This window comes from Parafilimonas sp., assembly GCF_051953455.1.
Taxonomy (GTDB): domain Bacteria; phylum Bacteroidota; class Bacteroidia; order Chitinophagales; family Chitinophagaceae; genus Parafilimonas.
Genome location: NZ_JBQCIT010000014.1, coordinates 1 through 19878, shown reverse-complemented (window position 1 = coordinate 19878; position 19878 = coordinate 1). Strand labels below are relative to the sequence as shown.

General features: G+C 39.3%; 20 protein-coding genes. 12 read left to right on the top strand and 8 right to left on the bottom strand.

From position 1 onward, the window contains the following. Positions 1-154 precede the first annotated feature (154 nt). The 5 genes from ACTHN6_RS04840 to atpC all read left to right on the top strand — a co-directional run bounded on the left by ACTHN6_RS04840 (position 155) and on the right by atpC (position 4569). Positions 155-1246: a DUF695 domain-containing protein gene (locus ACTHN6_RS04840; RefSeq protein ID WP_440434592.1), complete on the top strand. Its 1092-nt coding sequence runs from the start codon at positions 155-157 to the stop codon at positions 1244-1246. A gap of 111 nt (positions 1247-1357) precedes the next feature. Beyond that, positions 1358-2218, top strand: coding sequence for a carboxylating nicotinate-nucleotide diphosphorylase (gene nadC, locus ACTHN6_RS04835; RefSeq protein WP_440434591.1), 861 nt, complete (start codon positions 1358-1360; stop codon positions 2216-2218). A gap of 11 nt (positions 2219-2229) precedes the next feature. Then, a complete protein-coding gene (locus ACTHN6_RS04830) occupies positions 2230-2574 on the top strand; it encodes a translation initiation factor (RefSeq protein ID WP_440434590.1) in 345 nt (114 codons plus the stop codon). A 156-nt stretch (positions 2575-2730) separates the two neighbouring features. After that, on the top strand, positions 2731-4233 hold the full coding sequence (gene atpD, locus ACTHN6_RS04825) for a F0F1 ATP synthase subunit beta (protein WP_440434589.1): 1503 nt from the start codon (positions 2731-2733) through the stop codon (positions 4231-4233). Between the two features lie 87 nt (positions 4234-4320). Then, on the top strand, positions 4321-4569 hold the full coding sequence (atpC, locus tag ACTHN6_RS04820) for an ATP synthase F1 subunit epsilon (protein ID WP_440434588.1): 249 nt from the start codon (positions 4321-4323) through the stop codon (positions 4567-4569). 370 nt (positions 4570-4939) lie between these two features. Here atpC and rimM read toward each other — a convergent pair whose 3' ends face one another. From rimM to ffh, 3 genes are all read right to left on the bottom strand, one after another. Beyond that, positions 4940-5464 (bottom strand): ribosome maturation factor RimM, encoded by a 525-nt coding sequence (gene rimM, locus ACTHN6_RS04815; RefSeq protein ID WP_440434587.1) that lies wholly within the window; start codon positions 5462-5464, stop codon positions 4940-4942. A gap of 183 nt (positions 5465-5647) precedes the next feature. Then, a complete protein-coding gene (rpsP, locus tag ACTHN6_RS04810; RefSeq protein WP_440434586.1) occupies positions 5648-6085 on the bottom strand; it encodes a 30S ribosomal protein S16 in 438 nt (145 codons plus the stop codon). Positions 6086-6335: 250 nt separating this feature from the next. Continuing rightward, positions 6336-7658 (bottom strand): signal recognition particle protein, encoded by a 1323-nt coding sequence (gene ffh / locus ACTHN6_RS04805; RefSeq protein ID WP_440434585.1) that lies wholly within the window; start codon positions 7656-7658, stop codon positions 6336-6338. A 111-nt stretch (positions 7659-7769) separates the two neighbouring features. Here ffh and ACTHN6_RS04800 point away from each other — a divergent pair, with 111 nt between their 5' ends. Further along, complete coding sequence (locus ACTHN6_RS04800; RefSeq protein WP_440434584.1) at positions 7770-8180, top strand: DUF4293 domain-containing protein; 411 nt, start codon at positions 7770-7772, stop codon at positions 8178-8180. Positions 8181-8950: 770 nt separating this feature from the next. Then, positions 8951-9385, top strand: coding sequence for a DUF1801 domain-containing protein (locus ACTHN6_RS04795; protein ID WP_440434583.1), 435 nt, complete (start codon positions 8951-8953; stop codon positions 9383-9385). Positions 9386-9609: 224 nt separating this feature from the next. Here the strand turns inward: ACTHN6_RS04795 and ACTHN6_RS04790 are convergent, their stop codons facing one another. The 3 genes from ACTHN6_RS04790 to ACTHN6_RS04780 form a co-directional block, all read right to left on the bottom strand. Then, complete coding sequence (locus tag ACTHN6_RS04790) at positions 9610-10923, bottom strand: hypothetical protein (RefSeq protein WP_440434582.1); 1314 nt, start codon at positions 10921-10923, stop codon at positions 9610-9612. Between the two features lie 10 nt (positions 10924-10933). After that, positions 10934-11695, bottom strand: a complete 762-nt coding sequence (tpiA, locus tag ACTHN6_RS04785) for a triose-phosphate isomerase (RefSeq protein WP_440434581.1) — start codon at positions 11693-11695, stop codon at positions 10934-10936. Between the two features lie 180 nt (positions 11696-11875). After that, entirely contained in the window at positions 11876-13033 is a 1158-nt protein-coding gene (locus tag ACTHN6_RS04780) for a putative sugar nucleotidyl transferase (RefSeq protein WP_440434580.1), read from the bottom strand. A 109-nt stretch (positions 13034-13142) separates the two neighbouring features. Here ACTHN6_RS04780 and ACTHN6_RS04775 point away from each other — a divergent pair, with 109 nt between their 5' ends. The 5 genes from ACTHN6_RS04775 to ACTHN6_RS04755 all read left to right on the top strand — a co-directional run bounded on the left by ACTHN6_RS04775 (position 13143) and on the right by ACTHN6_RS04755 (position 17289). Next, positions 13143-14309: a serine hydrolase domain-containing protein gene (locus ACTHN6_RS04775; protein ID WP_440434579.1), complete on the top strand. Its 1167-nt coding sequence runs from the start codon at positions 13143-13145 to the stop codon at positions 14307-14309. A 230-nt stretch (positions 14310-14539) separates the two neighbouring features. Continuing rightward, the gene (sucD, locus tag ACTHN6_RS04770) at positions 14540-15409 is read left to right on the top strand and encodes a succinate--CoA ligase subunit alpha (RefSeq protein WP_440434578.1); all 870 of its coding nucleotides are present in this window, start codon (positions 14540-14542) and stop codon (positions 15407-15409) included. A 143-nt stretch (positions 15410-15552) separates the two neighbouring features. After that, on the top strand, positions 15553-15786 hold the full coding sequence (locus ACTHN6_RS04765) for a DUF433 domain-containing protein (RefSeq protein WP_440434577.1): 234 nt from the start codon (positions 15553-15555) through the stop codon (positions 15784-15786). Further along, positions 15786-16139 (top strand): DUF5615 family PIN-like protein, encoded by a 354-nt coding sequence (locus ACTHN6_RS04760; RefSeq protein ID WP_440434576.1) that lies wholly within the window; start codon positions 15786-15788, stop codon positions 16137-16139. The genes ACTHN6_RS04765 and ACTHN6_RS04760 overlap by 1 nt, the downstream gene beginning before the upstream one ends. A 154-nt stretch (positions 16140-16293) precedes the next feature. After that, entirely contained in the window at positions 16294-17289 is a 996-nt protein-coding gene (locus ACTHN6_RS04755; RefSeq protein ID WP_440434575.1) for an aldo/keto reductase, read from the top strand. A gap of 71 nt (positions 17290-17360) precedes the next feature. Here the strand turns inward: ACTHN6_RS04755 and ACTHN6_RS04750 are convergent, their stop codons facing one another. Together ACTHN6_RS04750 and ACTHN6_RS04745 are read right to left on the bottom strand one after the other, a co-directional pair. Further along, positions 17361-18317, bottom strand: coding sequence for a LysM peptidoglycan-binding domain-containing protein (locus tag ACTHN6_RS04750; protein ID WP_440434574.1), 957 nt, complete (start codon positions 18315-18317; stop codon positions 17361-17363). A 21-nt stretch (positions 18318-18338) separates the two neighbouring features. Continuing rightward, positions 18339-19721 (bottom strand): methyltransferase RsmF C-terminal domain-like protein, encoded by a 1383-nt coding sequence (locus ACTHN6_RS04745; RefSeq protein WP_440434573.1) that lies wholly within the window; start codon positions 19719-19721, stop codon positions 18339-18341. Positions 19722-19878 lie beyond the last annotated feature (157 nt).

Sequence of the window (19878 nt, the reverse complement as noted above, 5' to 3'; positions counted from 1 at the left end):
CCTCGTCCATATAATTCATAATTACATATTTATTATATTGATTAATTCGTTTGCCTAGCCCTCAGCTGCGGAAATCAAAATAATACGTATTTTAGCAACGGCTGCTTGCAATAATTAACTCTTAAATATCCTACACAACTCTAAATCTAAAATCATGGGGCTACTCAAAAAAATTTTTTCCAAAAGATTTCAATCTGATTTATACAGAGATTTTTGGGATTGGTTTCAAAAAAATGAAAAAGGTTTTTATTCTGTAATAAAGAATAAAGGCAATATTGAAGAAGCTTTTTTCAATCAGTTTACGTCTAAATTAAAAGACGTGGGTAAAGATATATTTTGTCTTACCGGAATGAGCAACGATAATACTGTTGAATTAGTATTTACTGCAGAAGGCGTGATTAAAAATATTGTTTTTATTGAAGAACTGGTGACTGCCGCGCCTAAAATTAAAGGCTGGAAATTCACGGCACTAAAACCTGCACTTGATATAAAGAATGTTGTCATAAATATGTCAGGTTATTCCTTCAACAGTGAAAATATTTGGTTCTGTGAAAATGATGATGATGAATATCCGGATGAAATAAATATCTCCATAGTACATAGTGATCTGGTTGAAGATAACTGGCAGGCAATTACAAACGGCGTTTATGTTTTTCTTAATAATTATATAGGTGAATTAAATTTTGCTACAACAATAGACAATATGAAAGTAATTGGGAAGGCATTGGCCAACGGGCCGCTTATCCCGGTAGAAAAATTAAAGCCCTATTTAAAATGGCGGGAAAAAGAATTTGTTGAAAAATATGGCAGCATGCACCACAGCTCCGAAAATGATCATTATGCAACCCTCAAGGTTGCATTAAAAAACGGGAATTCTTTAATTGCAACCATGAATATGGATTTGCTTGAATGGTATGGCAAAACTTCACATCCCTGGATTGGCGAGTTTGAAATAAAATATAAAGGAGAGAATGGTGGTGGTATGCCGGACAAAACAGTGGCTGAACTGCTGAATACAATTGAAGAGAAAATTTGTGAAGAGCTCAAAGACGCCGATGGCTATTTAAATGTAGGCAGGCAAACAGCTGAAAGCATAAGGGAAATTTATTTTGCCTGTAAAGATTTTCGCAAACCTTCTAAAGTTTTTGATAAGGTAAAACGCCATTTTGATGATAAATTTGAAATATCATACAATATTTATAAAGACAAATACTGGCGGTCATTTAATCGTTTTAAACAGAACTAATGTTATGTTTAAATGATGAATTCTCGTATTTAAGTGAGTAATTAGTGGTCAGTTGTGAGTGTATACACTATCATTGCTGGTAACTCACTTTACTTAACACTAAATAAATTCATGCAATCTTTCAACGAACGTTTACATCATTTAATTAAAGAGGCACTTGCAGAAGATGTGGGCGATGGCGATCATTCTGCATTAAGCTGTATTCCGGCGGAACAAAAAGGCAAAGCTGTTTTAAAAATAAAGCAGAACGGTATTCTCGCCGGAGTTGATATAGCACAACAAATCTTTAATTATGCGGAACCCGCTTCTTATTTCGATATTTTTAAAAAAGACGGCGAAGCCATGCACAATGGCGAAACTGCTTTTGAAGTAAAAGCGCATATTCATACCATATTAAAATGCGAAAGGCTTGTATTGAATTGCATGCAGCGCATGAGTGGTATTGCAACATTAACGCATCAATACACAGAAAAAATAAAAGGTTATAAAACCCGCTTGTTAGATACAAGAAAAACAACGCCTAATTTCCGTTTGCTGGAAAAAGAAGCGGTGCGTATTGGCGGCGGCGTTAATCACCGTTTCGGTTTATTTGATATGATTATGCTGAAAGACAATCATATTGATTATGCCGGCGGCATTGAGAAAGCAATTGAAAAAGCCTGGAATTATGTTCAAATAAAAAAACCGGGATTGAAAATAGAAGTAGAAACAAGAAATATAGACGATGTAAAAAAAGTTTGTGCAGTTGGCAAAGGCAAAGTATTCCGCATTATGGTTGATAATTTTACGCCCGCCCAAATAAAAGAAGCGCTGGAAATTATTAAAAATGATTTTGAAACCGAGGCCAGCGGTGGCATAAATTTGAATAATATTGAATCCTACGCGGAAACCGGGGTTGATTATATTAGTGTTGGCGGATTAATTCACCAGGCTCAAAGCTTAGACCTGAGCTTAAAAGCCGTTGTAATTTGAACGTGTAAAGTATGAGTAAGAAAAATAAACCAGACTCCAGGGGCTTTGTTTATAGTACCGACCCCAGCTTTTCTTTTCAGCCCGATGACATTGATGAGCAGCAAACCCTGCCTGTGGCGCAGCAAAAATTGAGGGTACGGCTTGAAACCAAACACCGCGGTGGTAAAACCGTAAGTTTAATCACAGGTTTTACTGGCACTGCGGACGACCTTGAGGATCTCGGGAAAAAACTAAAAAATTTTTGCGGAACCGGCGGCAGCGTTAAAGACGGTGAAATAATTATACAGGGAGATCAGCGGGAAAAAATACTGCAATGGCTGCTGAAGAACGGCTATAAACAATCCAAAAAAATATAAAAATGCTTATTTCGGGATCTGCTTTGTCATTAACCAGTAAATTTTAAACATTTTTTATACAGAAAACTGAAATCTTAAATCAGAATTGCTAACTATTATTCGATTTTCTTGCGTCATAAGCTTACTTTTGCGCAAATTTTAAAAAGCATATTTTTTATGGCCAATACAGGTAAGGTTAAACAAATTATCGGCGCGGTGGTTGACGTGCATTTTCCTGACGGTTCACTCCCGGAAATTTATAATGCCCTTGAATTAACACGTTCTAACGGCGACAAGTTAGTGCTTGAAGTTCAGCAACATTTGGGCGAAGACAGTGTTCGCACCATTGCAATGGACGGCACGGAAGGCCTTGTTCGCGGAGCTGCCGTTGTTGATACCGGTAAAGCAATCGCAATGCCAACAGGCGAAGCTATTAACGGTCGCTTATTTAATGTAACCGGAGATGCAATTGATGGCTTACCTGCTGTTGACAAGAAAAATGGCCGCCCTATTCACGCATTGCCGCCGGCTTTTGAAAACCTTAGCACTGCTACAGAGGTTTTATTTACCGGTATTAAAGTTATCGACCTTATCGAGCCTTATGCAAAAGGTGGTAAAATTGGTTTGTTTGGTGGTGCCGGCGTGGGTAAAACTGTATTGATCCAGGAATTGATTAATAATATTGCGAAAGGCTATGGAGGTCTTTCTGTATTTGCAGGTGTGGGCGAAAGAACCCGTGAAGGAAATGACCTGCTGCGTGAAATGATTGAAGCCGGCATTATGAAATATGGCGATTCTTTCAAACATAGCATGGAAGAAGGCGGATGGGATTTGAGCAAGGTGGATATGGAAGGCCTTAAAGAATCAAGGGCTACATTCGTATTCGGCCAGATGAATGAACCCCCCGGCGCCCGTGCACGTGTGGCTTTAAGTGGTTTAACAATTGCAGAATATTTCCGCGATGGCGACGGCACCGGAAAAGGTAAAGACATTCTTTTCTTCGTTGATAATATCTTCCGTTTCACACAGGCAGGTTCTGAGGTATCAGCTTTGTTAGGCCGTATGCCTTCAGCCGTAGGTTACCAGCCAACATTGGCAACAGAAATGGGCTTGATGCAGGAAAGGATTACTTCTACAAGAAACGGTTCAATCACTTCTGTGCAGGCAGTTTATGTGCCTGCGGATGACTTGACTGACCCAGCTCCCGCCACTACCTTTGCTCACTTAGATGCTACAACGGTGTTAAGCCGTAAAATTGCCGACTTAGGTATTTATCCTGCGGTTGATCCGCTGGATTCTACTTCAAGAATTCTTACGCCGGCCATTGTTGGCGATAAGCATTACGATACTGCCAACCGGGTAAAATTAATCCTGCAGCGTTATAAAGAATTGCAGGATATTATTGCCATCCTTGGTATGGATGAACTGAGTGAAGAAGATAAACTGGTGGTAAGCCGTGCACGCCGTGTACAACGCTTCCTTTCCCAGCCTTTCCATGTAGCTGAAGCATTTACCGGTTTAAAAGGTGTGTTTGTAAGCATTGAAGACACTATTCGCGGTTTTAATATGATCATGGACGGTGAAGTGGATGAATATCCAGAAGCAGCCTTTAACCTGGTAGGTACTATTGAAGATGCTATTGAAAAAGGGAAAAAACTGATTGAACAGGCAAAAGGATAATTAGCAAATTAGCTAGTGTGCTAATCATGCTAATGAAAATCAGTAGGTTATTAGCAAATTATCACATCAGCACATCAGCATACTAAAATGACTTTAGAAATATTAACACCTGAAACAAAATTATACAGCGGAGAAGTACATGGCGTTCAATTACCTGGTATTGAAGGGTCTTTTGAGATATTGGAAAAGCATGCACCACTTGTAGCCGCACTTGGAAAAGGAAAAATAAAAGTTTTAAAAACCAAATCAGAGGTTTTCAGCTATACGATTCAAAGCGGTTTTGCTGAAGTGCTGGACAATAAAACAACGGTTTTGGTAGAAGGCGCTGCAGAATAAAAATTTTTTTAACAAGAGAAAAATAATAAAACCCTCCTTAAAAAAGAGGGTTTTATTATTTTAGTGGCCCGGATGAGATTAATTCAGTTGACTTTATCCGGATACTTTATTAAACAAGAACTCAGGACAACATTTTTTCATAACAAAAATCATGAAGTCTATGAATCAAACACCAGTAAATATGCCCCAGTCAAACACAATTAAACCTGAAATTGTTGATGTATTAATTCAATTTTTTCTTAGCTGAGAAAGATTGAATTTAATACGCGGATGAATTAATTTTTGCTTTGATTCCTAACGACGATAATTTGCTTTATTCCTGGTAGAAATCGTTGTGGTAAAGTTTTATGCCCTTTGCAATAAGGAACATTCAACTGTTGCCCAGGTAAACCTCCAATAGACCATCCGGAAGGCTTACATGCACTTCCTTTTTCTTTCGGTCTATATGAAGAAGGGTTGCTTCGTTTAAGGGAATAAGCACTTCTTTATCTTTTATCATCAGCTGCAATAGAACCTGCAGCGGCTGTTCAATTACTGATTCAACGGAACCCAGTTTCCCGTTATCATTATAAACTGTAAAGCCAATAAGATTTACCGGGGCTGTTTTACTTACCAAGCTATCGAAATTCGTTTTGGTAAGCCATACTTTTTTCTGAAGCAGCAGGGCCGCTGCTTCCTTTGTATTAATGCCCTCCAGTTTAATAATGGTTTCAGCCTCGTTTTTTATAGTGCTTTTTTCATGGAAATAAGGCAGGTATTCACCCTTTATTTTTTCTATGAATATGGCTGAAGTATTTTTGAAATCTGTTTTCCTGCCCAATACATGTTTTAATACAAACTCGCCCTGAAGGCCGTGTGTGGCAGCTAATTTTCCTATGTGAATATATTCGCTCAAAATATAATGATGTAAGATTTAATTTAACTGATTAAGCCTCCAACCCGTGGCCGCCATAAAAATATGCAGTATAAGGGAGCGACACAACTAAAGTGTAACAGGAGTTAATTTGCCGGCAACCCAAAATAAAAAAATCCCGCTATTGCTAACGGGATTTTAAGAAAAATTTTTCCATGTGGCTGCTTACGCTTCAGTAGAGTCCGGAGCTTGTGCTTTTGTTGCAGCAGGTTGCGGACGAGCAGCAATCCTGGTTCTTCTGTGCTCATCACTACGGCGCTTTACATGAACTTCGTGTTCTTCATGCCATTTCTGGAACTTCTGCATGGCTGCTGCCTCATCGAACAGGCCAAGTTTTACACCGCGTAATAAGTGTTTTAAATAGAGCACTCCTTTAAAGGATAAGATACGGCGAACAGTGTCTGTTGGCTCAGCACCTTTGTGCAACCATTCTAATGCTTTTTGACGGTCTAACTGGATTGTTGCTGGAACAGTTAGCGGATTGTAGGTTCCGATTTTCTGGATAAATTTTCCATCACGGGGTGCACGGGCATCGGCTATTACGATAAAGTAAAAAGGTCTCTTTTTACTTCCGTGCCTTTGAAGTCTGATTTTTACTGCCATTTTAAATAGAAATTTAAAGGCCTTTGTTCAAAAGGTTTAAATGAATAATTGAACTGCGAATGTAAGTGATAAATAATGATTATAAAAACGCTGCATATAAAAATTAATTTTTTTTTAATCAGCGGCAAAACAAAGGCAAACAGGGAGTAAAAAAATTAAGATACCGGAAGGGAAAATTGCACAGGAAAAAGTGGCCGGAGACGGGTTTCATTTACCGCCGGTTACTTTCTCCTGTGCGAAAAATAATGTATTACCGGCGCATACCGGGCATGCGCATGCCGCCCATCGGCATTTTATTCATCATCTTCATCATCTGTTTCATTTGTTCAAACTGCTTCATAAAAGCATTCACATCTTCCATGGATTTGCCTGAGCCTTTTGATAAACGGGTGCGGCGGCTTTGATTGATAATATCCGGGTTTGCTTTCTCATAAGGCGTCATGGAATTAATAATGGCTTCCACGCCTTTAAATGCATCATCGCTTATATCCACATCTTTTATGGCTTTGCCCACGCCGGGTATCATACCCATTAAATCTTTCAGGTTGCCCATCTTTTTTATCTGCTGTAACTGGTCATAGAAATCCTGGAAATCAAACTGGTTCTTGCGAATTTTCTTTTCCAGTTTCTTGGCCTGCTCTTCATCAAACTGCGCCTGTGCTTTTTCTACCAGTGAAGTAATATCGCCCATACCTAAAATACGCTGGGCCATACGGTCGGGGTAGAATACATCGAGTGTATCTAACTTCTCACCACTGCTTACAAACTTGATGGGTTTATTTACCGTGTATTTAATAGACAAGGCGGCACCGCCACGGGTATCGCCATCAAGCTTGGTTAAAACAACGCCAGAGAAATTAAGCCTGTCATTAAAGGCTTTGGCTGTATTCACAGCATCCTGGCCGGTCATGGAGTCAACCACAAATAATATTTCAGTTGGATTAACCGCGGCCTTTATATTAGCCACTTCGGTCATCATGACTTCATCAATGGCAAGGCGGCCGGCTGTATCTATGATTACAACATTTTTATTTTTTCTTTTGGCTTCCTTAATAGCATTCTGCGCAATGGCAACCGCATCTTTTGTTTCGGGCTCGCTGTACACTTCCACATTAATCTGTTCACCCAAAACCTTTAACTGGTCAATGGCTGCAGGCCGGTAAATATCTGCCGCCACTAATAAAGGCGATTTTTTCTGGCCCTTTAAATAATTCGCCAGCTTGCCGCTGAAAGTGGTTTTACCGCTACCCTGCAAACCCGCAATTAAAACAACAGCCGGGTTACCGGTCATATTAAACTCAGCTTCGGTGCCACCCATTAATTCAGTAAGCTCATCCTGCACAATTTTTACCATCAACTGGCCGGGGCTGATGGCGTTGATTACCTTTTCGCCGGTAGCTTTCTCTTTAACCCTGTCTGTAAATTCTTTGGCAATTTTATAGTTAACGTCGGCATCAATTAAAGCACGGCGAATATCTTTTACCGTATTGGCAATATTCAGGTCATTTATTCTTGCTTCACCTTTTAAATTCTTAAAAGCGCTTTCGAGCCTTTCGGTAAGATTATTGAACATAGAGATTTTTTAAGGATTGCAAATATATAGCACGAAAAATAAGCATCATTATCATTTACTTTACGGCTTGTTACTTAGCTTTATTTTTAAATTGATTTTAAATATCAGTATATGATACAAAGAATACAAACTGTTTGGCTGCTGCTGGCTTCTGCCTGCACATTTTTAACCATGAAATTCCCGTTTTATTATATCGGCCCCAATCCCGACCTGGCTTCAGACCAGTTTAATGCCACCACTAAAATGATTTTACTAATACTCACAGCCATTTTAGGCACGCTTAGTTTATTTACCGTTTTTATATTCAAACAACGCAAACTTCAAATTTGGTTAACCATACTTGCGCTGATAATAAGTATTGGTAATATTTTGCTTTATTTCAATTATAAAAAAGAGTATGCTGGTGGAGGGCTTGCTTTAACCTCCGTATTGGCTTTTGTGATTCCCGTATTTTTATTTTTTGCGATACAAGGTATTTACAGGGATCAAAAGCTGGTGAAAAGTATGGACAGGCTGCGCTAAACCTGCAATGCAAAGAGAAATTCCTGCTGTTATTTACGCAACCAGATTATTCGTAAATCCTGACTGGATACAAAATTTCTGTTTAAATACGAGGATAAAAATTTTAGTGAATAGAAAATATTTTTTTGATAGCAATTTCTTTAACGTCTTCACTTGCCATTCGTAAAAAGTAATCCGCACACTACTTTAGTAAGAGAACTTGGTGGTGAAACAACCTGCTCTGGGAAAAAATATTTAGTTTAAGATTCTATGCAAGTTGTTTAAGGTTGATGCAATTTTAATGTAGCAGCCGGCATATGCTTTTGCAGCAAAGCAGAAACACATATTGCCATCAACAACGGAACAAATTAGACAAAGTTTATAGTTGAATTAAATAACAAGTGATTTATTTGCCTAAAGCTATCTCAAACAAAAATTTATAATAATAGAAGCAAGACCTGGTAATGCAAACGGTGTCGCATTGAGCCCCTGGACTTGTCGTATTAACACAGCGCTAAATTCTCAAATGCTTTTCATCTTTGTACCATCGATGGCGTTATGCAAGCGACCGGCGGTTCACAGGAGGATACATCAGGCGATTTTAAATACGGCGGCGGGGGTATCTTATGGTGATGAGCAACATCGAAATTTAATGCGGTTATATAGAGAACTACATCACAAAAGAAATACGAAACGCTGCCTTCATATGCTATGTAAAGTTTTTCGGGAATTAATATTAACGGCTTCTAAAAGAAGCTAAATATTTAATAAATACTACCTAATAATTTTATATGAATGTACAAGCACAGATCGAAAAGTATATTGCCAGCCAGCCTGAGCCAAAACGCAATGACATGCAAGAGCTCCACCGAATCATTCTGCAATTAATGCCTGCATGTAAATTATGGTTCTTAGATGGAAAAAACAGTGAAAACAAAACTGTTTCAAATCCTAATGCGGGCTATGGATCGTACACCATAAAATATGCGAATGGAGAAACCAGGGAATTTTACCAAATTGGTATGTGCGCTAACACAATCGGTATGTCAGTTTATGTTATGGGTATTGAAGACAAAACCTACCTGCCCCGGGTGTATGGAAAAGAAATAGGCAAGGCGAATGTGACCGGCTATTGCATTAAGTTCAAAACGCTAAAAGATATAAATATGGATATTCTTAAGGCGGCAATACTATATGGGGTTCAGAATTCTTCGCTTCGCCATTAGTAACGTTCGTGCTGATGCTCTGGTAGCGAAGCACCACATTATGCAAAGCAACTGGCACATTGGGGGAAGAAAGCTAAACAGACAAAGCTTTATGCCTTTTGCCCTCCTCGGCTCGGCGAAATGCTCGGCAGATTTCGGCGAAGTTTGCAACTCCGCCGCATTTTAAAATAGAGTTCGCAGTTTTTCTTCGGCGTAAGACTAATGTGCCAAAATAAATCCCTAGTTTAACCCTTCATCACTTTCAGCATAGAAAAAAACCAGTCATAATCAGATTTTCTCCATCTAAAAAATTCCGAAAAATGTAAGGGGTGTTCACGGTAATAGAACCACATAACGAGCGCTGTGTTTACTGCATAACTTATAGTGCTTACTAGGGCTGCGGCAACTATTCCATACTTCGGTACAAAAATAAAATCGCCGGCAATGGTTACAATTAAACCGCAAATAGCGGCGTAAAGGTTTATCCTTACTTTTCCCTTTCCTGCAAAATAGGCTGATAATAAAGTTACCACGCTCAGCGAAAAAATACCCGGGATTAAAATAAGCATCGGCAATTGCATTTTATTAAAACTCTCGCCAAATACAATAGTAAAAAACTGTTTGCCGAATACGGCAACACCAATAAATATCACTAAAAATAACTGAGAAAAAATTCTTGACATCACCATCAGCGCGTTGTTCAGTTTATTATCATCCGTGCCGCTTGCCGTTGTGGGAAAAACAACCACAGCAATCATCTGCGGAATGATAAGCATGAGTTGCCCGATCTTTGAAACCTGTATGTAATTGCCCAGGTCTTCAGGTGTGCAAACAGGGCTGTACTTTACAAAAACATAATCAATCCTGTACACCAAAAAGAAAATGGCATTGGCGCCAAGCGCCGTGAATGAATAAGTAAGCAGTTGCCTGAATAAACCGCCTTTGGGAAAACCAGGCCTGCCTTCTTTCCTGTACAGGATGACATAAGATGCAAACACGAGCAGGCCGCCGGCAAAATACGTTGCGAAATATAAGAATGTTACCCACTGCGCCTGGCTTTCATCCGGAACAGATTCCTTGCCAGGAATAAGGAATATATATAAGATGTTTACAAGCGTCAATAAAATATTGGGCAGGTAATAATTTTCTTTTGTGTAATAAATAACTGCGCCATAGTTAGCCAGCGACATGCCGGATACAAACACGAATCCATATAAACAATACCAGGTTATTTCTGTGGCCGTAGCTGAATTGCCAATTAAAAAATAGAGATAAACAAGCAGCGACATAATTGCGCCTGCCGCAATGCTCCATGCTGCCGCAATGGTAAGCAATTTATTACGTTCTATTTTATTACCCGATGCAAAATAGGTTAAGCCCGATTCGCCACCGAGGCTTAGCACTACCTGCATGAAAGAAAAAATAATGGAGATAAAATAGAGATTGCCTGTAGCGCCGGCTCTTAAATAACGGGATAAAAAAATATTCACGAGCAGTACTGAAAAAAAATAAAGGCTGCGCCAGATAATGCCCTGCGTCAATAGTTTTTTTAAACCCATTGGGTTAATATTATGTCAGGCTTTGTATAATGGCAACAAACTCACCGGCAATAAGCGATGCGCCGCCCACCAAACCACCATCAACATCAGGCTGCGAAAAAATCTCTTTGGCATTGCTGGCCTTTACACTGCCGCCATATAAAATGCTGATGTTATCGGCTACTTCTTTTCCAAACTTCCCGGTTAAAACTTTACGCAGGTGCGCATGCATTTCCTGCGCCTGTTCGCTGGTAGCTGTTTTCCCCGTACCGATTGCCCATATTGGCTCGTAAGCAATAACGATCTTTTGAATGTCATCATTTGAAAAATGAAACAAAGATTCTTCCAGTTGCGTGGCCACAAATTCGTTTTGTGTGCCGGCATCCCGAATGCTTAAAGGTTCGCCGCAGCAAAAGATAGGCGTGATGTTATATTCTAAAGCGATGTTTAATTTTTCTGCCAGGAACTGGTTGCTCTCCATGAAATATTCGCGGCGTTCGGAGTGGCCAAGCACTACGTATTGTATGCCGAGCGACTGCAGCATTTCAACAGAAACTTCGCCGGTATATGCGCCCGATTTCTTACTGTAACAATTTTGTGCGGCAATAAAATAATTTTCTTTACCGGCAATGGCTTTTTGCGCCAGTTGCAGGTAAGGGGCAGGCACGGCAAAAACGGCTAATTGATCTTGTCCTAATTGCACGTTAGCAGCAACAATATCGTTTATTAAAGTTTCGGCTTTTTCAACTGTAAGGTTCATTTTCCAGTTTGCAGCGGCAATTTGCTTTCTCATTATATGGTTTAATTTATTTGTGATTATCAGAAGTCAGAGACTTCACGCATACTTCCTGCGAAGTCCGGAGACTTCGCAGAGCGTTTAAATTTTCACACAAAGGAAAAAGCGATAGCAGGATTGCATTCTTTTCCTGCACTCTTTACTCTGCCCGAACAGATATAACGCTTGCTCATTCATTTAAAAACGGCGGTCAAAAATATACTTTAGCACAGATATTTCGGCAGAAGATAATTTTTCGCCTTTTAATTCTTTCCAGTTATTGATATGCTCAACGGCTTTCTCAAATTTATAATTGGATGATTGCTGTATACCCCATGTAAAGTCTTCAACAATTCTTGGTATCAATCCTTCTCCAAAAACATTGCAGCAGGTGCCAATGATTGTACCTGTATTGAGCGCTGTATTAATAGCTGTGCGCGAATAGTCGCCCATAACTACACCGAACTTTCTGCCGGCATTTACATTCACACCATAAGCTTCATGAAATATGTTCACAAGCCCTGCTGTATTCTTAATGTTGCTGTTGCTGGTGCCGGCGCCAAGGTTGCACCAACTGCCGATAATAGAATCGCCCAGGTAGCCATCGTGTGCTTTATTGCTGTGCGATTGCAGTATGCTGTTCTTTACTTCGCCGCCTGCAACGCAGTAAGGGCCAATAGTTGTAGCTCCATAAATTTTTGCACCCATTTTTACAGTTGCGCATTCACAAATAGCAATCGGACCGCGTAACATGGCGCCTTCCATAATGGTTGCATTTTTTCCAATATAAACCGGGCCTGTTGAAGCATTAATAATGCAGTGTTCAACCACAGCGCCTTCTTCAATAATAATATTTTCAGGCTGGCTTGTTTTAATGGTTTCAGGCAAAGGCTGGCTCATGCTCCTGGCGAAGAGCAATAAAAAATCTTTACGCAGTTGCTCATCATTCCATAAAAATAACTGCCATGGATATTGCAGCCGTATAATATTTTCAGCTTCTCTGAAACTGGTGAAATGTTTTTCGGGCTTATTGAAAATATGATTGTCAATTAAAGAATTTGTTCTGCATGCAATGATGCCGTTAGCATCCCTTAAAGCTTCATCAGGTTGAAGGGAGAGAATTTGTGAACGTAAATTATCTTCATCTTTCAGCGAAGCATCTATATATAAATATTCATCATCAGGCGGAGCTTCGTATAAGCCTGCGAGATAATTTTCCGCCTGTATAAAAACCGGCAGGCCGCTTATAGTTTCCCAGCGTTCTTTAATGGAAAAAATACCATAGCGTATATCAGCTATAGCTTTTGTTTGTGTAAGTGGGTATAAATTTTGCTTTGCATTTGTGTCAAATAACATAATTACCATAAGTGTAAAGATATTGTTGTAAAAAAAAATGAAATGAAATTTTATACACTATCGCATTACATTTACCGCGAACAAAGTATTACAATAAAGTAGCCGATTCATGCAGCATACACGAATTTTAGCCCTTTTTTTTGTTTTAGTTTTTTGTTTTGTTTTTATAAGATGTTCATCGGGCACTGCCAAAAGCAATGCTGGCAAAAAGGATACAACTGGCCTTACAAAAGATTTTAAGTTTACAGGTTTAAGTGCCGCAAAGGCTGCGGCATATACCAATGCCATTGATGAATTTTATCAAAAGAGACTGGTAAGAACGGGTTTTAACGGCGCCATACTTGTTGCCAAGAACGGGCAGGTTTTGTTTGAGCAATATCGGGGTTACGGAAATTTTATTACGAAAGATTCTGTTACCCCGCATACGCCTTTTCATATTGCTTCCACTTCAAAAACATTTACAGGTATGGCTGTTTTGAAGTTGTGGGAAAATGGAAAACTATCCCTGGAAGATACCCTGCAAAAATATTTTCCGCAACTGCCGTATAAAGGCATTACTATAAGAAATTTATTAAGTCATCGCAGCGGCTTGCCCAACTATTTATATTTTATGGATAGCATTTGGGACAAGCATAAAGAAATGACGAATGAAGATGTGCTGCATGCAATGATTGTGCATAAACCGCGTATTCAGAATTTGCCTGACAGAAGGTTTCAATACTGCAATACCAACTTTGTTTTGCTGGCTTTAATAGTGGAAAAAATAACGGGGCAAAAGTTTCCTGATTATATGAAGAAAACTTTGTTTGAACCGCTGGGTATGCATGATACGTATATCTTTTCCATAAAAGATACGGCTAATTATAATCCTACCTGGTCTGTTTCAAGAGGATTTCCGATGGATCAATACGATTGCACTTACGGTGATAAGAATGTATATAGTACAGTGCGGGATTTGCTTGCCTGGGACAAATCTTTATACCAGCATACTTATTTAAAAAGGTCAACGCTGGATATGGCCTTTACACCATTAAGCAATGAAGTGCGGTCTATGCATAATTATGGTTTAGCCTGGCGCTTATTTATTAAAAATAAAGACACGGTTATTTATCATAATGGTAAATGGCATGGCACGAATACATCATTTATAAGATTGGTGCAGGACACAGCTACCATTATTGTTTTGGGTAATAAGGAAAACAGGAACATTTACCAGGCGAAAGAAATGGAATCCATCTTTAATGGCAAGTTGCAAATGGATAAGCTGGATGAATGATGTGGGAAGCGGTATTGGTGAAACGTGAATACAAGTTCGTAAAGATTTTAAATGTAAGCTGAAATCAGATCGAACAACAAAAGGTGAATAATAAGACTGTCAACAATAATAATCAAATTTCAAAGCCATCACGTTTGATGTTTTACGATTCACGAAATTCAATCATTTTATTATCTTCATCCGCAAACTAAAAACTAACTATTATTTTTGCGGACTTTAATAAACTACACATGAGCGTATTGCTGAATAAGAATTCAAAAGTAATTGTACAAGGCTTCACTGGTACAGAAGGAAGTTTTCATGCCGGACAGATGATTGAATATGGAACCCAGGTTGTTGGTGGTGTTACACCGGGAAAAGGTGGCAGCACACATTTAGATAAGCCCGTTTTTAATACCGTTGCCGATGCAGTAAAAGCTACCGGCGCTAACGTGAGCATTATATTCGTTCCGCCTGCTTTTGCAGCCGACGCCATTATGGAAAGCGCTGAGGCTGGCATTGAACTGATTGTTTGCATAACAGAAGGTATTCCTGTGCAGGATATGGTTAAAGTAAAAAATTACCTGCAGGGAAAATCGTCAAGGCTTATTGGCCCCAATTGCCCGGGTGTGATCACTGCTGATGAAGCTAAAGTAGGCATCATGCCGGGTTTTATTTTTAAGAAAGGACGCATTGGTATTGTTTCCAAATCGGGTACATTAACCTACGAAGCTGCCGACCAGGTTGTAAAAGCCGGCCTTGGCATAAGCACGGCTATTGGTATTGGCGGCGATCCTATCATTGGCACTACTACTAAAGAAGCTGTTGAATTATTTATGAATGATGATGAAACAGATGGCATTATTATGATCGGTGAAATTGGCGGTGGCATGGAAGCTGAAGCTGCCCGCTGGATAAAAGATAATGGTACCAAACCAGTTGTTGGTTTTATTGCAGGTCAAACAGCACCTCCGGGCCGCAGGATGGGCCATGCGGGTGCTATCATTGGCGGCGCTGAAGATACGGCTGCTGCTAAAATGAAAATATTAAGCGAATGCGGCGTGCACGTGGTGGCCAGCCCTGCTGATATTGGTAAAACAATGGCTGAGGTATTGAAATAATTTATTGCTAATGTTTTTTTGAAAAGGGGCTGAATTGTAAGCAATGCTTACGGTTCAGCTTTTTTGATTTTTATTATAATCCTGTTGAAGAGACTGGAAGAAAACATCCCAAATAAATCCGGAGGCATTTAGTAAATTTGTGTATGAACTGGAAAGCATACATTACTTCTGACATATCTGTTTTAAACGGGAAACCAGTAATTAAAGGAACAAGGCTGTCTGTCGATTTTATTTTGGAGCGGCTTGCCGATGGATGGAGCGAAGAAATGCTTTTAAAAAATTATCCTTCCCTTTCTGCAGATTCCTTAAAAGCTGTTTTTGCTTATGCACATGATTGCCTTAAAGATGGCTTACTCTATGATAACAAACTTGTTTGATGCATTTTTTAGCAGATGAAAATTTCCCTCTTTACAGTATTGAGTTATTGAAAGAAAAAGGATTTGCTGTCCGCAGTGTTTTTGATATCCTCAGAGGTAAGCCCGATATTTTTCTTTTAAATGAGGCTATAATTGCCAAAGAAATAATTCTGACATTTGATAAGGATTTTGGTGAGTTAATTTTTAAAACCAAGGTAAAAGGCTCCTGCGGAATTGTACTTTTCAGGATGGAAAATTTCCTGCCTTCAACACCTGCCGAAATCCTTATTGATATTATTGTTACAAAAAGGATTTCTCTTGACAATAATTTTACGGTAATTGATGCTGACAAAATCAGGCAAAGACCAATTTAATCATTACAGAAAAAAGATGTGGTAATAATATAATCTCTTATGAATATCCAAGGATTATTAGCGTAGATGAAGAAACCGAAGGATTTCATGCAGAACTGAACATTGACCCGAACAAGTTTATAGCAAAAACATTTATCATAATAAAACAAACAGTATGGAATACAGAAAAATAGGCGATTCAGATCTTAAAGTCTCAGTAATAACTTTTGGTGCATGGGCTGCAGGCGGCTGGATGTGGGGCGGCACAGAAAGAAGTGAAGCGGTAAAAGCTATAAAAGCAGCGTATGATTTGGGCGTAACCTCTATTGATACTGCGCCGGTTTACGGTCAGGGCACCAGCGAAGAAATAACAGGCGAAGCCATTAAAGGCATTCCCCGTGATAAGGTACAGATACTTACTAAATATGGCATGCGCTGGGATGAGACGAAAGGTGCGTTTGCTTTTAAAAGCAAAAACAATAGCGGGGAAGATATTGATATTTATAAATATGCCGGAAAGGAAAGTATTATTAAGGAATGTGAAGACAGTTTGAAAAGGCTTGGCACAGATTATATAGATCTTTACCAGATTCACTGGCCTGATGTTACCACGCCTATAGAGGAAACGATGGAAGCTGTTTCAAAATTGATTGAACAGGGAAAGGTTCGTTATGCCGGTGTTTGTAATTATAATGTTGAACAAATGCAGGAAGCCGGAAAATACATTAATCTTGTTTCAAACCAGGTGCCTTACAGTATGGTAAAACGCGATATTGAAAAAGATGTGGTGCCGTATTGCATTGATAATAATAAATCTATCCTGGCTTATAGCCCGCTTGAACGCGGCTTGCTTACCGGTAAAATGCAACCCGGGCATGTTTTTGCAGCAGGCGATCATCGCGCCAATTTATATTTTTTTAAAGATGAAAATCTTAAACGCACCAACGAATTCCTTGAAAAAATAAAACCGCTTGCTGAAGAAAAAAAGGCAACGATTGGCCAGTTGGTTATTCGCTGGACAATAGAACAACCGGGAATTACAATTGCGCTTGTTGGTGCAAGAAATGAAAAACAGGCGGTGCAGAATGCGGCTGCCATTAATATAAAGCTGACTAAAGATGAAATAGTTTTTATAACCAGTGAACTGGATAAACTTGAACTTATTAAATAAGGTTCTTTAAGATTGTATAAAAATATAATGCAGCTCTGAAATCTCAATAAAGTTCGGAGCTGCATTCTCTATCAGAAGCTTACATTCAAATTAAAGCTGGCAGCATCGTTCACATGTAAAGCTGCTGCAGTAGCATTGCTTATGCGAAAATTAATACCAGCATTATCTTTCAGATCGCCCATGTTCCAAAGTACTTTGGCATAAACCGCGCTGCCATTATCGGAACTAAGTTTTACAATTGTTCCCGGTTCTATATCATTTGCAAGAATATAATATTTGCCATCAGCCCAGCCGCTGGCCGTTTTAAATGTTTTGGAAACACCGGAAACGGTTTGCATATTCTTGCTCTTCTTTTCCTTAAACTGCGGCGCAAAAAAACCATCTCCCGAATAAGTGGTGACGTCTTCTGCCGGTGCGGCCATGTTGTTTACTGTTTGCATCACAGGCGATATATTATCTGTTGCCGCTGTTGAATTGTAATCAGGTTTGCTTTCTTCAACAGGTTCTTTTTGTGGTGCCGGCGCTGCTGTTACTGCTGCTGTTTGTTGCCTTTGCGGTGCAGGAGTCTTGGCCATCTTATTTAAGCCGCTTTCATTAACTATTAATAGAGTGCCAAGCCTGGCGCCGTTATCTGTAAGATTGTTCCATGCCTTAAGCTGGTCAACCGTAACGTTATATTTTTTACTGATGCTGTACAGCGTTTCGCCTTTGGCAACCAGGTGTGTTATTTCACCGGATGAAGGAGGGGCAGCCTGCGCCGGTGTATTCACAACAGGCCTGCTGTTTCTTTCAACTGCCTGTTGCTTTGTGGAAGGTATTTTTATGTTTGAGCCGTAAACCAGCTTGCTGTCTGCGTGCATGTTATTGGCACGCATAATATCCCCAACAGAAGTATTGTATTGCCTGGCAAGCGCAGATAAAGTTTCACCTTGTTTCAGTGTATGATTAATATAATTTGACTGGGCCTGCAGTGTTTGTGCAGAAAGAAATAAAGCCAATGCTGCTGCGGTTACTTTTATATACTTCATGCTCTATATTTTGTTGCAAATTTATTCTTTACGGATACGCCATTCTGTTGGATAATAATTATTAACACGGTTGTGCAAAATTTTTATCCAGCCGAGCGGAAAATTTTTATATGTGCATAAACTCCATCCTTTATGCGTGGATGCTAATACAACGTCTTTTTTTCGCAGGTATTGCAGGGCCTGTTCTTCGTCTAATTCAATTTTAAAAATATTATCATTGAATACTGTGCTTAAGGCAAATTCATGGTGAGGGATTAAATCATTGCCTTTTATTTCTCCAATATTAATACCTGCTTTTTTGAGGTATAAATTTTTTTGGAGCAGGGCAATATCATTGTTCCATTGTTTATGAATAGCACGAAAGAAATCCGCCTGTTTAAAGAACAGCCAGTCGTTTCCCAATAGATATGGCTGCACCAAAGCAGCTTCTTTATTATTTATTTTAGGTAAAGATGGCTGGCTGTTTTTTGTATAAGTTTCGGTTTCATTTTTTTGCACAGCGCACATAAAAAAACCTTCACCTTTTAGTTTATGCGGCCAGAACCGGTAGCCATAACAATGATGCCTGAGGGAATTGGTTTCATCAATATTCCAGGAAGCATCAACATTAAATTTTATACTTTCAACCTTAAACATTGCCTTCATCCAGCCGGCTATATCTTCATCCTCTTCCTGCGAATAAGAACAGGTGGAATAAATTAAAATGCCATCATGTTTTAAAGCAGGGTATATATCGGCAATGATGCGTTGCTGGCGCTGGCTGCACAGTTTCACGTTGTTTTCACTCCATTCATCGATAGCGTCTTCATCTTTCCTGAAAAGCCCGCTGCCACTGCATGGCGCATCAACTACAATCAAATCGAAATAGTTTTTCAAACGCTGAAAATCCGCTGCATCATTATTGGTTACAACCACATTTTCTGAGCCCCATTTGGTTATGTTTTCATATAAAATATTCGCTCTTGTTTTTATTACTTCATTCGAAACAATTAAGGCGTTCTTAAAATAAGAGGCCAGTAATGTGCTTTTTCCACCGGGTGCTGCACAGAGGTCCAGCACTTTTATATTGGCATCACGTTTAAATAATTGTTGCAACGCTGTCCATAAAAACATGCTGCTTGCTTCCTGCACATAATAAACGCCTGCATGCAGCAAGGGGTCGAATGTAAACTGCGGCCGTTCATCCAGGTAAAAACCATATTTGCACCAGGGTACTTGTTTATCCAAGCTGAATTGAGGATGTTTTATAACAGGAACATGCTGAAAATGTTCGTACTTTTTTTCATTAAAGCGAACCGAGGTGATTGTTTGCGGACGATAATGCGCCGTTTCAAAAGCCCGGTGATTGAAACCTTTTATATCGGCAATATTGTTTATTAATGCTTCCGGTAATTTTCTTTCCAAGATATCAGGATAAAATATTAATAAGTTCTTCTATTTCATCAATAGTGTTGAAGGCATGTATTATAATGCGCAGCCTTTCTTTATTCAAAGGAACGGTGGGATATAAAATTGCTCTTACATCAAAACCTTCATGCTGCAATTGCGCAGCAATCTTTTT

Bases quoted from the DNA above. Each gene is read 5' to 3' on its own strand.
- ACTHN6_RS04755 (WP_440434575.1), top strand. From the start codon at position 16,294: ATGGAATACAGAAAAATAGGCGATTCAGATCTTAAAGTCTCAGTAATA.
- ACTHN6_RS04795 (WP_440434583.1), top strand. From the start codon at position 8,951: ATGAATGTACAAGCACAGATCGAAAAGTATATTGCCAGCCAGCCTGAG.
- atpD (WP_440434589.1), top strand. From the start codon at position 2,731: ATGGCCAATACAGGTAAGGTTAAACAAATTATCGGCGCGGTGGTTGAC.
- ACTHN6_RS04750 (WP_440434574.1), bottom strand. From the start codon at position 18,317: ATGAAGTATATAAAAGTAACCGCAGCAGCATTGGCTTTATTTCTTTCT.
- tpiA (WP_440434581.1), bottom strand. From the start codon at position 11,695: ATGAGAAAGCAAATTGCCGCTGCAAACTGGAAAATGAACCTTACAGTT.
- sucD (WP_440434578.1), top strand. From the start codon at position 14,540: ATGAGCGTATTGCTGAATAAGAATTCAAAAGTAATTGTACAAGGCTTC.
- ACTHN6_RS04765 (WP_440434577.1), top strand. From the start codon at position 15,553: ATGAACTGGAAAGCATACATTACTTCTGACATATCTGTTTTAAACGGG.
- nadC (WP_440434591.1), top strand. From the start codon at position 1,358: ATGCAATCTTTCAACGAACGTTTACATCATTTAATTAAAGAGGCACTT.
- ACTHN6_RS04800 (WP_440434584.1), top strand. From the start codon at position 7,770: ATGATACAAAGAATACAAACTGTTTGGCTGCTGCTGGCTTCTGCCTGC.
- ACTHN6_RS04780 (WP_440434580.1), bottom strand. From the start codon at position 13,033: ATGTTATTTGACACAAATGCAAAGCAAAATTTATACCCACTTACACAA.
- ffh (WP_440434585.1), bottom strand. From the start codon at position 7,658: ATGTTCAATAATCTTACCGAAAGGCTCGAAAGCGCTTTTAAGAATTTA.
- ACTHN6_RS04840 (WP_440434592.1), top strand. From the start codon at position 155: ATGGGGCTACTCAAAAAAATTTTTTCCAAAAGATTTCAATCTGATTTA.
- ACTHN6_RS04775 (WP_440434579.1), top strand. From the start codon at position 13,143: ATGCAGCATACACGAATTTTAGCCCTTTTTTTTGTTTTAGTTTTTTGT.
- ACTHN6_RS04760 (WP_440434576.1), top strand. From the start codon at position 15,786: ATGCATTTTTTAGCAGATGAAAATTTCCCTCTTTACAGTATTGAGTTA.
- ACTHN6_RS04830 (WP_440434590.1), top strand. From the start codon at position 2,230: ATGAGTAAGAAAAATAAACCAGACTCCAGGGGCTTTGTTTATAGTACC.
- rpsP (WP_440434586.1), bottom strand. From the start codon at position 6,085: ATGGCAGTAAAAATCAGACTTCAAAGGCACGGAAGTAAAAAGAGACCT.
- ACTHN6_RS04790 (WP_440434582.1), bottom strand. From the start codon at position 10,923: ATGGGTTTAAAAAAACTATTGACGCAGGGCATTATCTGGCGCAGCCTT.
- atpC (WP_440434588.1), top strand. From the start codon at position 4,321: ATGACTTTAGAAATATTAACACCTGAAACAAAATTATACAGCGGAGAA.